The organism is Pseudomonas helvetica (assembly GCF_039908645.1).
Lineage (GTDB): Bacteria > Pseudomonadota > Gammaproteobacteria > Pseudomonadales > Pseudomonadaceae > Aquipseudomonas > Aquipseudomonas helvetica.
Genome location: NZ_CP150917.1, coordinates 1,741,852 through 1,756,532, shown reverse-complemented (window position 1 = coordinate 1,756,532; position 14,681 = coordinate 1,741,852). Strand labels below are relative to the sequence as shown.

The 14,681-nt window shown below is 59.1% G+C and carries 8 protein-coding genes and 1 pseudogene; 3 read left to right on the top strand and 6 right to left on the bottom strand.

Annotated features, from left to right (window positions below; translation table 11 throughout):
* Positions 1–22: 22 nt before the first annotated feature.
* The 5 genes from AABM55_RS07980 to aceK form a co-directional block, all read right to left on the bottom strand.
* The gene (locus tag AABM55_RS07980; RefSeq protein WP_347929269.1) at positions 23–259 is read right to left on the bottom strand and encodes a zf-HC2 domain-containing protein; all 237 of its coding nucleotides are present in this window, start codon (positions 257–259) and stop codon (positions 23–25) included.
* The gene (locus tag AABM55_RS07975; protein ID WP_123582236.1) at positions 253–861 is read right to left on the bottom strand and encodes an RNA polymerase sigma factor; all 609 of its coding nucleotides are present in this window, start codon (positions 859–861) and stop codon (positions 253–255) included. Before AABM55_RS07975 ends, AABM55_RS07980 begins: the two co-directional genes overlap by 7 nt.
* A 54-nt stretch (positions 862–915) precedes the next feature.
* Positions 916–2,037, bottom strand: a complete 1,122-nt coding sequence (locus AABM55_RS07970; protein ID WP_347929268.1) for a beta-ketoacyl-ACP synthase III — start codon at positions 2,035–2,037, stop codon at positions 916–918.
* Between the two features lie 253 nt (positions 2,038–2,290).
* Positions 2,291–6,202, bottom strand: coding sequence for an ATP-dependent RNA helicase HrpA (gene hrpA, locus AABM55_RS07965; protein ID WP_347929267.1), 3,912 nt, complete (start codon positions 6,200–6,202; stop codon positions 2,291–2,293).
* Positions 6,203–6,392: 190 nt separating this feature from the next.
* On the bottom strand, positions 6,393–8,114 hold the full coding sequence (gene aceK, locus AABM55_RS07960; RefSeq protein WP_347929266.1) for a bifunctional isocitrate dehydrogenase kinase/phosphatase: 1,722 nt from the start codon (positions 8,112–8,114) through the stop codon (positions 6,393–6,395).
* 129 nt (positions 8,115–8,243) lie between these two features.
* Here aceK and AABM55_RS07955 point away from each other — a divergent pair, with 129 nt between their 5' ends.
* On the top strand, positions 8,244–9,152 hold the full coding sequence (locus AABM55_RS07955; RefSeq protein WP_347929265.1) for a DMT family transporter: 909 nt from the start codon (positions 8,244–8,246) through the stop codon (positions 9,150–9,152).
* 59 nt (positions 9,153–9,211) lie between these two features.
* Here AABM55_RS07955 and AABM55_RS07950 read toward each other — a convergent pair whose 3' ends face one another.
* The gene (locus AABM55_RS07950) at positions 9,212–9,592 is read right to left on the bottom strand and encodes a type 1 fimbrial protein (RefSeq protein ID WP_347929264.1); all 381 of its coding nucleotides are present in this window, start codon (positions 9,590–9,592) and stop codon (positions 9,212–9,214) included.
* A gap of 1,089 nt (positions 9,593–10,681) precedes the next feature.
* Here AABM55_RS07950 and AABM55_RS07945 point away from each other — a divergent pair.
* Together AABM55_RS07945 and AABM55_RS07940 are read left to right on the top strand one after the other, a co-directional pair.
* Entirely contained in the window at positions 10,682–13,504 is a 2,823-nt protein-coding gene (locus AABM55_RS07945; RefSeq protein ID WP_347929263.1) for an ATP-binding protein, read from the top strand.
* Positions 13,491–14,677, top strand: a pseudogene (locus tag AABM55_RS07940) (EAL domain-containing protein). The gene AABM55_RS07945 and the pseudogene AABM55_RS07940 overlap by 14 nt, the downstream one beginning before the upstream one ends.
* Positions 14,678–14,681 lie beyond the last annotated feature (4 nt).

The following is a 14,681-nucleotide window of genomic DNA, read 5'->3' as shown; positions in this document are numbered from 1 at the left end:
TATGAGGAAGTGTGGCCTAAAACTACTGGCTACCCTTTTGCCGTTCGGCGGCCAACCGCGCGGCGAGTTCGTCGACACCGGGAAGCGGTTTTTCGGGCATGGCGCGCAAGGTCGCCTGCATCAGGCGCATCTGTCGGATGAACCGTCGGCAATTGGGGCAAAACATCAAATGATGGCGCACCATCAGCCGCTCACGAAAGCTCAACTGGCCATCGAGATAATCGCTGGACCGCGCTACTTGTTCCTTACAGGTCAACATTCGCCGGTCTCCTCAAAATGCTCCACAGTTGCAAACACCTTCAACCGTGCGCGGTGCAGCAGCACACGAACATTGGAGAGCGAGATCTCCAGAAGATTACAAATCTCCTCCAGCTCCAGGCCCTGGCGCTCACGCAACAGCAGCACGCTGCTTTGCAGTTCCGACAGGCTGAGCAAGGTATGTTCCAGGCATTCTCGCAGTTCGTTTTCGGTGAGCAGCGCTTCTGGGGTGTCCTGATGCCAGCTGAACGGCGCCACCAGCCAGTGGCCATCAGCGGCGGAGAACCGATCATCATCGATGGTGCCGTGGGGTGACGGCAGGTCATCGAGCAAGACTTCCCGGCGGTTTTGTTTGTATCGGCCTTTTGCCGCGTTGGCGGTGATGGTCAACAGCCAGGTCTTGAGGCTGGAACGCCCCTCGAACCGGTTCAGGTTGCGCACCACCGACAGCCAGGCATCTTGCACCACTTCGTCGGCATGCCGGTTACCGACGATGGCATAAGCCACCGCCCGCATGGCGCTCTGGTAGGTGCTGACCAACTCCTTGAAAGCCTGCTGCTCGCCCGCCAACAGACGTTCGAGCAGTTGCGTGTCGTCAGTCATCAGTGCTGATTCCCTGTGGGTGCATGACTCAAGCTTGTCACTACCCTTCACAACTCAGCGCTTGCGCAGAATCACGCTGCCAATCGAATAACCGGCACCAAACGAGCTGAGTACCGCCAGCGAACCGGCTGGCAAATCGTCCTGGTTCTTGTGAAAGGCAATCACTGAACCTGCAGAGCTGGTGTTGGCATACGTGTCGAGAATCACCGGGGCTTCTTCTTCGGTGGCTTCGCGGCCGAGCAGCTTCTTGACGATCAGGTGGTTCATGCTGAGGTTGGCCTGGTGCAGCCAGAAGCGTTTCACGTCGCTGATGTTCAGCTTGTTCTCGTCCAGGTGGGAGGCGATCAGCTCCGCGACCATCGGGCAGACATCGCGGAACACCTTGCGACCTTCCTGGACGAACAGTTTGTCACGGGCACCGATGCCCTCTTCCGCCGCGCGGTTGAGGAAGCCGAAGTTGTTGCGAATGTTGTTGGAGAACTTGGTCAGCAGTTTGGTGCTGACGATGTCGAACTGATACTTGGACGTGGCCAGGTCGGCACGTTCGATGATTACCGCAGTGGCCGCATCGCCGAAGATGAAGTGGCTGTCGCGGTCGCGGAAGTTCAGGTGACCGGTGCAGACTTCCGGGTTGACCATCAGGATCGCCCGGGCCTGGCCCAGCTGTACGCTGTTGGCGGCAGCCTGAATGCCGAACGTTGCCGAGGAACAGGCCACGTTCATGTCAAAACCGAAACCTTCGATACCCAGCGCTTCCTGGACTTCGATGGCAATGGCCGGATAGGCGCGTTGCAGGTTGGAGCAGGCAACGATCACCCCGTCGATGTCCGCCGCCGTCTTGCCGGCGCGTTGCAGGGCCTGCTCGGCAGCGCCAATGGCCATCTGGCAAAGCACCGACCATTCGTCATTGGAACGCTCGGGCAAACGAGGTGCCATGCGCTTTGGATCAAGAATACCTTCCTTGTCCATGACAAAGCGGCTTTTGATCCCCGAGGCTTTTTCGATAAACGCGACGCTGGATTCGGTCAGTGCCTGCACTTCGCCACGTTCGATGGCGTCAGCATTGTCAGCATTGAACTGAGCGACGTAAGTATTGAAAGACTGCACCAGCTCTTCGTTGGAGATGCTGTTGGCCGGTGTGTACAGGCCGGTGCCGCTGATGACGACATTATGCATGGTCGTTTCTCTAATCTGTTCAGGCAGAAAGTATTGGCACCGACGTACCAACACATAAAGGGTTTATCCCGTCGAAGGGCATCAACCTGGCATCTCTTGATTCCGATCCGCCCGGGTTGCGAGGCTCAAATAGGCGCGGGCGGTGTTTATAACGGCGAAGTTTGCCATAAACATTGGCGTTTGGCCCCTTTTGCGAGAGCAACGGCAGGCATACCTAACGGCAGGCATACCTGTTGAAGCTTGTACACAGGGTTTACGGTTCGACTTGAGTCCATTGTTTGCTCAAACGCTTGTCGGAGATCGGCACCTTGGTCCCCAATTGCTGGGCGAACAGCGAAACCCGGTATTCCTCCAGCCACCAGCGATAGAGTTCAAGCTGCGGATCGCGCTTGCCTTCCTGCGCGTGCTTGTTGGCGCGGGTCTGGTATTGGGTCCAGAGGCCGGACAACTCGCCGCTCCAGACCCGATCCTTTTGCACCTGAGCCCCAAGTTTCTCGAAGCGCTGCTCGATGGCTTTCAAGTAACGCGGCAATTCCTTGAGCCACTGCATCGGGGTTTCACGGACAAAGCCCGGATACACCAGATGACTGAGCTGCTGCTTGATGTCGTTCAGGGCCACCGCTTGCGCCAGGTCGATCTTGCCTTTGAAGCGTTTCTGCAAAGCGTGCCAGAGCTTGAGCGTTTCCAGCGTCAGTTTCGCCAGACGCTCGGCATGCTCGGTCCACGCACCGCGCTTGCGCTCGGCCAGCGAGGCCAGACCAGCGCCGTCACGCGGCAAGCTTGCTTCGCCGTCGAGAATGCAGCTGTCGAGGCTCGCCAGCAGGATGTCTTCCACCAGACTGTCGATACGCCCCAGTTCGCGGTACATCAGGCCCAGCTCGGTGAGTCCCGGCAGCTTGCCGCGCAAGAACTTCGCCGGCTCGGCCAGTTGCTGCATGAGCAACCGCTGCAATGCCCGACGATGCTGGTACTCGGCCTCGGCCGGGGTCGAAAAACGCCCTTCCTTAACGCTGCCCGCCTCTTCCACCAGCGCCGGGTAGACCGTCATCGACAGCCCGGCGATCTTCTGCTGGGTTTTCTCGGCCACCGCGGCGAAGACCTTGGCCTCCACCGGCTGTTGGCTTTTCGCCGTCTGCGGTACCGCCAAAGCCGCCTGGCTGGCCTCGGCGAAACGTGCGGTCAGCTCGGCCAGATCACGGCCTTCGCCGAGGAACTTGCCCTGGCCATCGACGATTTCCAGGTTCATCCGCAGATGACTTTCAACCTGCTGCGCCGCTTCCGTCCAGGCCTCATCACTGACCCGTGCACCGGTCATGCGCAACAGTTCACGACCCAGCGCATGCGGCAACGAGCCCTCGGCGAAAGTGACTCGCTGCAACGCCGCTTTGACAAAGTCCGGCACCGGCACAAAGTTCTTGCGCAGGGCCTTGGGCAAGTTACGCACCAGGGCGATGCACTTGGCTTCGATCACCCCCGGCACCAGCCATTCCAGGCGTTCCGGCGGCAATGCCGGCAACAGTGGTGCCGGTACGCGCAAGGTCACACCGTCGCGGGGATGGTTAGGCTCGAAGTGGTAACTCAACGGCAACGTCAGATCACCCAGGCGCAGGGTGTCCGGGTAATGCGCGGCGGTGACTTCGCTGGCTTCGCGAGCCAGCACGTCTTCTTCGCGCATGATCAGCAATTGCGGGTCTTTCTGGCTGTTGATCCGATACCAGCTGTCGAAGGTCGCGGTCTGATGGATCTCTGCCGGCAAGCGCGCGTCGTAGAAGGCAAACAGGGTTTCCTCGTCTGCCAGAATGTCGCGACGACGGGCCTTGGCCTCCAGTTCGTCGAGCTGTTCCAACAATTGCTCATTGGCAGACAGACACTTGGCTTTCGACTGAATCTCGCCCCGCACCAGCGCTTCGCGGATAAACAGTTCACGCGAGGTGACAGGATCGATCGGCCCGTAATGCACGGGCCGGCGACCGACCACGATCAACCCGAACAGGGTGATTTGCTCGTAGGCCACGACCTGTCCGCGCTTCTTCTCCCAATGCGGTTCGAAGTGGTTCTTCTTGATCAGGTGCCCGGCCAGCGGCTCGATCCAGTCCGGCTCGATCTTCGCCACCATGCGCGCATAAAGCTTGGTGGTTTCCACCAGTTCGGCAGTCATCAGCCATTGCGGACGTTTCTTGCCCAGCCCCGACGACGGGTGAATCCAGAAGCGCCGCTGACGTGCACCGAGGTAATCGCCGTCTTCGGTTTTCTGGCCGATCTGGCTGAGCAAACCAGACAACACCGCTTTGTGCAGTTTCGGGTAGTCCGCTGGCTCTTTGTTCAGGCTCAACTGCATGTCGCGGCAGATCAGGCTCAACTGACGATGGGAGTCGCGCCACTCGCGCAGGCGCAGGTAGTTCAGGAAATTCTTGCGGCACCAATTGCGCAGCGGGCTGGCGGTCAGGGCCTGGCGTTGCTCTTCAAAGCCACGCCACAGATTGACCAGCCCGGCGAAATCCGAGTCCACGTCTTTCCATTGTGCGTGGGCCTGATCGGCGGCTTGCTGACGCTCCGGCGGACGCTCGCGCGGGTCCTGGATCGACATCGCACTGGCAACGATCAGCACTTCCTGCAAGCTGCCGAGTTTTGCCGCTTCGAGCAACATCCGGCCCATGCGCGGGTCCACCGGCAACCGCGCCAGTTGCCGGCCGAGCGGCGTCAGTTGGCTGTTGCGGTCGACTGCCGAGAGTTCTTGCAGCAGGTTGAAACCGTCGCTGATGGCCTTGCCATCCGGCGGCTCGATAAACGGGAAATCGGTGATTTCACCGAGGCGCAGATGGAGCATCTGCAAAATCACCGCCGCCAGGTTGGTGCGAAGAATCTCAGGATCGGTAAATTCCGGCCGCCCGATGAAATCTTCTTCGCTGTACAGACGGATGCAAATGCCCGGCTCGACCCGTCCGCAACGGCCTTTACGCTGGTTGGCGCTGGCCTGGGAAATCGCCTCGATCGGCAAGCGCTGGACCTTGGCCCGGTAGCTGTAGCGGCTGATGCGCGCGGTACCGCTGTCGATCACGTAACGAATGCCCGGCACGGTCAGCGAGGTTTCCGCGACGTTGGTCGCCAGCACCACGCGACGGCCCGGATGGGACTGGAAAATCCGCTGCTGCTCGGCCGGCGACAGCCGTGCGTACAACGGCAGAATTTCGGTGTGCTTGAGCTGGGCCTTGCGCAGCATGTCCGCGGCGTCACGAATCTCGCGCTCGCCGGGCAGGAACACCAGCACGTCACCGGGACTGCGGCGCTCGCTGCGTTCGTATGCGGCAATTTCATCGAGGGTGGCGAGGATCGCCTGATCCACGGTCAGGTCGTCTTCGACCCGGTTGCCCTCTTCGTCCTGCTCCAGCGTCAACGGCCGATACCAGGTGTCCACCGGGAAGGTGCGGCCCGAGACTTCGACAATCGGCGCATCGTCGAAGTGCTTGGAGAAGCGCTCGAGATCGATGGTCGCCGAGGTGATGATGACTTTCAGGTCCGGGCGGCGCGGCAGCAGGGTTTTCAGGTAACCGAGCAGGAAGTCGATGTTCAGGCTGCGTTCGTGGGCTTCGTCGACGATGATCGTGTCGTAGCGTTCGAGGTAGCGGTCGTTCTGGGTTTCCGCCAGCAGGATGCCGTCGGTCATCAGTTTGATCAGGGTGTTGGCATCGCTCTGATCCTCGAACCGCACCTGATAGCCGACCAAGGCACCGAGCGGTGTTGCCAGCTCTTCGGCCACCCGGCTCGCGACGCTGCGCGCAGCAATTCGACGCGGCTGGGTGTGGCCGATCAGACCGTGCTGGCCGCGACCGATTTCCAGGCAGATCTTCGGCAACTGGGTGGTTTTACCCGAGCCGGTTTCGCCGGCGATGATCAGCACCTGATGCTTGAGCAGCGCTTCCTTGATTTCGTCGCGCTTGGCGGCGATCGGCAGGCTGTCGTCGTAACGAATCAGCGGCAGGCTGGCACGTCGCGCCAGCACCTGGTCGCAGGACGCTTGCATGCGCGTCACCCACAGGGCCAGCTTGGCCTCGTCGGGTTTCTTGCGCAGCTCGAGCAACTGCCGCCGCAGCCGGTGGCGGTCGGCAAGCATGGCGTGGTCGAGGTTTTTCAGCAGTTTGTCGATTGAAGGCGATTCGTCAGTCATCAGGTACGCAAAAGTCGTCTAGTGGCGCAGGGGGGCGATTGTCGCAGATTTGAGTCCATAGCGACGAATCCAACCTGCTTTTGTGGCGAGGGAGCTTGCTCCCGCTGGGTTGCGAAGCGGCCCCAAAAGGGACTGCTGCGCAGTCCAGCGGGAGCAAGCTCCCTCGCCACAAGGTGTTCACTCGGGAGGGCTACTCGTTATCGAGGCCTTTGCGCCGATACGGGAACACATCGATCACCTTGCCAGCGCGAATCGCTGCTTGCAGGCCTTTCCAGTAATCGGCGTTGTACAACTCGCCATGCAGTTGATCGAACAACCGGCGCTGCGCAGAGTCGGCGAACAGGAACGGTGGGAATTCTTCGGGGAACACGTCCAGCGGCCCGATCGAATACCACGGCTCGGAGGCCATTTCGTCTTCCGGTGTGCGCGGTTGCGGGATATGGCGGAAGTTGGCTTCGGTGAGAAAGCAGATCTCGTCGTAGTCATAAAACACCACGCGCCCGTGTCGGGTGACGCCAAAGTTTTTCAGTAGCATGTCGCCGGGAAAAATGTTCGCCGCCGCCAGTTGCTTGATCGCCAGGCCGTAGTCTTCCAGCGCTTCGCGCACCTGCGCGTCGTTGGCGTTTTCCAGGTAGAGGTTCAACGGGGTCATGCGCCGCTCGGTCCAGCAATGGCGGATCAACACCGTGTCGCCTTCCACCTGGACTGTCGACGCGGCGACTTCCAGCAGCTCGGCCAGGCACGCCGGGTCAAACTTGCTCAACGGAAAACGGAAGTCGGCAAACTCCTGGGTATCGGCCATGCGCCCGACCCGGTCGACGCTTTTCACCAGACGATACTTCTCGATCACCGTCGCGCGGTCGACGTTTTTCGACGGCGAGAAACGGTCCTTGATGATTTTGAACACCGTGTTGAACCCCGGCAGGGTAAACACGCTCATGACCATGCCGCGCACGCCCGGGGCCATGATGAACTGGTCGTCGGTGTTGGCCAGGTGGTTGATCAACGCCCGGTAGAACTCCGACTTGCCGTGTTTGTAGAAACCGATCGAGGTGTACAGCTCGGCGATGTGCTTGCCCGGCAGGATGCGTTTGAGAAAACCGATGAACTCCGCCGGCACCGGCACATCGACCATGAAGTACGAGCGGGTGAACGAAAAGATGATCGACACTTCGGCTTCATCGGTGATCAACGCGTCGATCTGAATCCCCCGGCCTTCGCGGTGCAGAAACGGAATCACCAGTGGCCATTGCTCGTCCGCGGTATAGATGCGCCCTACCAGGTAGGCGCCCTTGTTGCGGTAGAGCACCGAGGAAAACAGCTCGACGCTCAGATCCGGGTCCTTGCAGACCCAATCCGGCAGATTCTCGCGCAGTTGCGCTTCGAGTCGGCGCAGGTCGCGGTCGAGGTCAGCGTAGTCTTCGCTGAAGCGGTAATCGGCAAAAATACTCGCGAGCATGCCGGACAACTGCCCATGCGGTTTATAGATCCGGGTCTGCGCGGCCCGGGCCCGGTGCAAGCTGGGCCGGGTGGTGTGGATGAACATGCAGCCATCGCTGATCAGGTCATGACTGAACAGCCCGCAGAAAATCGAGTTGTACCAGGTCTCGGACAATTCATCGTCGAAACGCAGGTCAATCAGGTTGATGTAGGCGCTTTTAACCAGCGGCCAGCAGCCGACATCCATTAGCACCTCCGCCTCGAAGGCGGCATGCAGGCGCCCCACCACTTCGCTGACCTTGGCTTCGTAGAGGTTGATCCGCGCCGCTGACGCGATCTGCGTTTCCTGCCACTGCGCCTGTTCGAAGCGCGCCCGGGCACCGTCAGTGATCTGGCGGAAATGCTCGCGGTAATCGTCGAAGCCGTCGAGGATCATCTGGGCGATATCGGCGGCGGGCCATGGCTGCGGCATGTGAAGACCTCTGCGGGATGGTTCTTGTCGTTGGGGCTGAGCTTAGAGGTCAATTGTTACGCAACGCAACCATTGCCTTGGCACCCTGAGGCAGCGACACTTGCGCCCTGATAAAGGAAGGAACGAGCTGTGAACCCCGTCGATATTCTGCGTATGTTGTCACTTGCTGCGATTTGGGGGGCGAGCTTTCTGTTCATGCGCATCATCGCCCCAGTGATTGGCACAATCCCCACTGCTTTTTTCCGCGTATCGATCGCCGCCACCGGGTTGCTGGTGATTCTGGCGCTGATGCGGATCAGCTGGGATTTCCGTGGCAAGTTCAAAACCGTGCTGCTGCTCGGGATGATCAACTCCGGTCTTCCAGCGACCCTGTACTCGGTGGCCGCTCAAGTGCTGCCGGCCGGCTACTCGGCAATTTTCAACGCCACCACCCCGCTGATGGGCGTGCTGATCGGTGGCCTGTTCTTCAGCGAAAGACTCACCCTCTCGAAGATTGCCGGGGTGGCCCTCGGCTTGTTTGGCGTCGCCATCCTGACCCGCGCAGGTCCCGTGGCCTTCGACATGCAATTGCTGATGGGCGCCCTCGCCTGCCTGCTGGCAACCACCTGCTACGGTTTCGCCGGGTTCCTGGCACGACGCTGGCTCGATCATCAAGGCGGCCTCGACAGCCGTCTCGCGGCATTGGGCAGCATGCTCGGGGCAACGCTGTTCGTGCTGCCGTTGTTCGGCTACAGCGTCATCACTCAGCCGCCCGTTAGCTGGGGTGGCTGGAACGTCTGGTTGTCGCTGCTGGGCTTGGGCCTGGGCTGCACGGCATTTGCCTACATCCTGTATTTCCGCCTGCTCAGTTCCATCGGCCCGGTCAAATCAATGACCGTGACCTTCATGATCCCGCCGTTCGGCGTGTTGTGGGGCGCATTGTTTCTCGATGAACCGCTGTCGATGGCGCATCTGTATGGCGGGCTGTTGATTGCAGGGGCGTTGTGGCTGGTGTTGAAACCTGCGGCGGTGAAGGTACCTGAACTGGTAGAGCAATAACCCATCGGGAGCGGCGCATCGACACACTATGCGCCGCTTGGGATTGCTTGCACTTCACCTCAAGGCGACGTCAGCGTAATCAGATAAGCGCCCGAGTTCACCGGTTTACCGGCCGCGTCGACCAAGGCGTATTGCTGATCGTAGTAACGGCCATCCTTGCTCCCCTCTGTGACCAGCTTCACGCCCACGCGGGAATGATCGAGCGCACTGACCGAGCGAACCGGCTCGACGCTGCGCACACTGACCGAGCTGCCATCCACCCTGGTCGGACAACCGTTGAACTCAAACGTCGAACTCGCCCCCATGTGGGAGCTACAACCTGACTCGACAATACTGCCGTGGAACTGGATGACACCCTGAGCCACCGGGGTGGCCGCCAGGCATGCACCGCTCAGCGCGAAGAACAGGCTGATACCGACCGACAAACGCTTACCGTTCATGTTGATGCTCCTTAGGGTTGTAAGGACTGCATCGACAAGTCTGGCTGGGTTCTTGAGGTTTTTAGGAAATGTCTGATGTTTATTTCTTGAAGCTGCCAACGGCGTCTCAGGGCGCATCGATTGCCAATGCATGCGGTACTGACCGGCGCATCCGCCAGCAGGCTGCCGCTGACAAACTAAGAAACGCCTGATGTTCACAGACTTTCACGGACGCTAAGGTGTTAGTTTCTTTATCACTACGCATTGCTAGCAACATGGATATTTCAAACAAACAGAATCGATTGCGCACTGTTCTGAACATCGCTTGCGTAATGGCGTTTGCCTACGGCCCCGGTGCAATGGCTGCCAATTGCAAGTTCCTCAATACCAGCGGTTCTAATAATACTTCTACTCCCCTGAATTGCGGGACCAGTTTGACCGCTGACAGCTTGGCAATCCCCCCAAGATGCCCCATAAACACAGTCATTTACGAGGAGAGCCTTCAACATGAAGAACTTTTCTTTACCTGCACAGCGTCGTTTCACTACGGAATGGTCATGACGCCTGCGCTCGGCGTACCTTCCGGCAATACTGACCCCCTGGGCAAAACCGGGCGGTCATTCCGTATAAAAGCACCTAATCCGAATGTCCCGGAAAAGACGCCCCCCCCCTTCACCTGTAACGGTCAATTATCCAGCTAAGCACCACCTTCCAACAGGCGCAGGTCTCGTTGAGATGATTAAGGCGATTAAATCTGGCAAACACAGAGCTTTTAGGGATGTGGACGAAAGCAAGGCAACGATCGGGTAGACGCATCAGCGCGTCCATCTGTTGCTTGGCCGAAATGTGCCAGAACATCTCAGGAACCAAACTGAGTATTGCGGCAACAGCTTAAAGTCGGCGCTTGATGTAATACGAGTAGCTTCTCGAATCACAGACAGGTCTCCTCGGTAAAAAGCAGATTCTCGGCTCTATTGAAAAGAACTTGAGATCGAATTTGGAACAGCCAATCCCAGTATCAACTTAGCTATTGAGGCATGTATAACACTCGATCGCCACTTTAAGAATCGTCTGATTCGCACGCAGGCCCACCCTCGCTAGGGTAGCCAGATGAAACTGAAGAACTACCTTCACCAGATCAATCCCCTCCTCTCCACACCGAACGCCGCACGACGTCTGTTGCGTATTTTTGGCGTAGTTTTGCTCGTTGGCATACTCAGTGGCGTCTACAGTTTCCTGCTGCTGACGTTCAACGCCGAAGTGTCGCGCAGACGCAGCCACATGAGCAGTGCGATTGCTGAAGCCCACACGTTTTTCACCACCCGCGAAGCGCTGCTCGAAAGTCTAAGCCTGTCGGCGATTCGCAAGCCCGACGGGGTAAAACCGCAAGTCTCGCCAGAAGAAATCCATTTGCTGCTGGGTACCACACGCGGCAAGCAATGGAGCATCTGGCTGACCGAGCGGATCCGGCAGTACCTGACCAGCAAGCAGGTCAACTTGCTGTACGTCAGCAGTGGAAACGACCTTCAAGTGAAAAGGCTTTATACCGCCACACCGGTGGTTGGAGATTTCCCCCAGGCGATGCTCAATCGCTTGCAGGCGTTGAAAAGTGACAATACCAACGCGATGGACCAGTTGTGGCTGACCAATCAATCGTCCGGCCATTCGCAGCTCTACATTTTCATTCGGCTGGATGCGCGGGATCTCGATTCCGGCTGGCTGGGGCTTGAGATGGACGGTCGCGAGGTGTCCAACGCGCTGGATGATCAAAGCGCCGGGCAATTCACGATGTTCAATCCCGACGGCATGCTGGTGTTCAGCAACAGCCAACCTGCCCAGATCTGCAAAAATCTGATGCAAATGCAGATGCAGAATTTTTTTGGTTTTGTCGGCAAAAACTGGCTGCCCGATAATCTGGTGATGCGCAAACAACTGAAGTCATCCGACTGGCAGTTGGTCTACTCCATCGATCTGCGCAAGGTGCTCATCACACTCTGGCCACGACTTGGCGGCGCCCTGCTGTTCTGCCTGTTCAGTATCAGTCTGGTATGGATTGTGATTCGCCGCCTCGAATACCGCTTTATCACGCCGACCATCAGTCGTATCCAGGCGCTGGTCGAAAGCGAGCTGTTCAGCAGCGATGTGATCCAGACCGCACCGGTTGCGCTGTGTGTTCTGCGTCGCGCCAACGGCCAGGTGGTGTTGGAAAACACCTTGGCGCAGCAATGGCTGGGCCAGAGCGGTGAGCGTGAGCGCCTCAGTCCGCGTTGGATCTACCAGGCGTTCGACGAGATGAACCCGCAAGTCACCGACTATTTCGAAGCTGCCGACGGCCGTCACCTGTACCTGAGTTGCGCGCCCACCCGTTACAAGGGCGAAGACGTCTTGCTGTGCGCCTTCAGCGACATCAGCACGCGCACCCAGATTGAGGATGCGCTGGATCAGGCGCGGCAACTGGCCGATGCCGCGAACGACGCGAAAACCCTGTTTCTGGCGACCATGAGCCATGAAATCCGCACACCTTTGTATGGCGTGCTGGGCACTCTGGAGTTGCTGGCGCGGACCGAACTGGACGCGCAACAAACCGACTACTTGCGCACCATCGAAGGGTCGTCCGCGACGTTATTGCAATTGATCTGTGATGTGCTCGATGTGTCGAAGATCGAGGCCGGGCAACTGGCGCTCGAGCTTACGGAGTTCAGTGTGTTTGAGCTGGTTCACGAGGTGCTTCAGGGCTACGCCGCCGCCGCTCATGGCAAGGGCCTCGACCTGTACGCAGTGATCGATCCGAAGTTGCCGGAGCGGGTCATCGGCGACGTGTCGCGTATCCGCCAGATTCTCTACAACCTGCTGAGCAACGCCGTCAAATTCACCGACGCCGGGCGCATCGTCCTGCGCGTGAGTCTGATTGGCCGCGACGGCGAGCGCGCCAACCTGTTCTGGCAAGTCTCGGACACCGGTAAGGGCATCACTCAGGAAGACCAGGCGCGTATTTTCGAACCCTTCTACCAGACTCGCGGCCACACTAATGTGATCGCCGGCACCGGCCTCGGCCTGCCCATCTGCCAACGCCTGACACACTTGATGAACGGCAGTATTCGCGTGGTCAGCGAACCCGGCCTGGGCAGCAGTTTCTCGCTGAATCTGTCTCTGGAACAGCCTTCAACCCCCGCACTACCCAGCAGTTTCACGCCGTTGCTACCAAAAGTGGTGTTTGTGGTTTCACCGATTCGCGAACTGACGGAAGCCATGAGCGGCTGGTTGCGCCGGTGGGGCGCCCGCCCGCAGCTTGATCGCGCTTCACGCTGTGCCGCCACGCCAGACAGCGTGCTGCTTGAGTTGCATCCCGGTTGCTTCGAAGAACGCCTCGATCCGCAATGGACCGGGCCGTTGGTGATGGCCACCGGCGACGGCTACAACGAACCCCAGGCAGGTTCCGGAGGCTGGGTGGTCAACATCAACTACCTGGAGGCCATTCATCAGGCCGTCAGCCGGGCCCAAGGGCTTTCCGTGATCAAACCGGAAAATGACAACCCGCAACGGCAACTGAAAAAGTTGCATCTACACATCCTCGTGGCTGAAGACAACGTCATCAACCAGTTGATCCTGCATGACCAATTGCAGGAACTGGGGTGTACGGCCGAACTGGCGAGCAATGGCGAGGAGGCACTGGCGATGTGGCGCAGAGGCCGTTTCGACGTGATTCTGAGCGACGTCAACATGCCGCGCAAAAATGGCTATGAACTGGCGCGAGAGCTGCGCCGTCTGGGGTGCAAGGTGCCAATCATCGGCGCAACCGCCAACGCCATGCGCAGCGAAGAAGCCCTGTGCCTGGCTGCTGGCATGAACCATTGCCTGGTCAAACCTTTCACGCTGCAGGCCTTGCACAACCAACTGGCGCCTTACGAAAGAACACCTCATGAAACCACTTAGTATCCTGATCGTTGAAGACCATCCGTTCCAGCAACTGTATCTGCAGAATCTGTTCAGCGAGCTCGGAGACTTTGAGCTGGAGTTCGCTCAAGAAGGCAGCGCAGCGCTGGACTACCTGAAAAGGCGCGACTTCGATCTGGTGCTGACTGATTTGCTGATGCCGGGAATGGACGGCGTCCAGTTCATTCAGGGGCTGGCGGCGTCCGGTTCGCGACCCGCGCTGGCGATCATGAGCGTCGCCTCCCGACGCATGCTGACCAGCGCCAGCCTCGCCGCGCGCAATCTCGGCGTCAGCGTCATCGGTCTGATTTCCAAACCGGTCAAGAGCAGCGCTTTGCGCAATCTGACTGATCAGTTGGGCAGTCGGCGTCAAGCCATCCTGCCCCTGCCCGGCCCGCAGATTGATCACTTGGCGATACTCGCAGCGCTGGACAACGGTGAACTGCAAGCCTGGTTCCAGCCGAAAAAATCGCTGGCCAACGGCCGTATCGTCGCCGCAGAGGCGCTGGTGCGCTGGATTCATCCCGAGCATGGCGTGCTGTTGCCGGGTATGTTTCTGCCGGCGTTCAAGGCGTTTGCCCTGGAGGAAAGCCTGCTGTGGCATATTCTCGAACAAGCGATGAAGGCGCAGAAATTGTGGGGCGCTCAAGACTACGCCATCCCGGTGTCGATCAACCTGCCCACCCACTTGCTTAACAGTCCCGATCTGGCCGACCGGATTCTGCAGTTTGTCCTTAAGCACCATGGCGCCCCGGCGATGATCTGTTTTGAGTTGATGGAGTGTTCGATGCCCGAGGACATCAGCAACTTCTACGCCGGTGCGTGCCGGTTGCGCATGAAGGGGTTCGGCTGTCGCAGGATGACTTCGGTCAGGGTTACAGTTCGTACATGAATCTGGTGTCGACGCCGTTCACCGAGTTGAAGATTGACCGGGCGCTGGTGCACGGTTGCAGTGAAAACGAAGAGTTGGCCCAGGCCCTGACCAGCATCGTCGCGCTTGGCCGCCAATTGGGCCTCACGGTGGTGGCCGAAGGCGTGGAAACAGCACAGGAATTGGCTCTACTGCGTAGAATCAACTGCACTCAGGTTCAGGGGTTTCTCATTTCACATGCGGTGTCGTCATCCGAATTTCAACAACTGCTAACCCAGGACGGCCCGGCTGTCGTGGATTGATCCC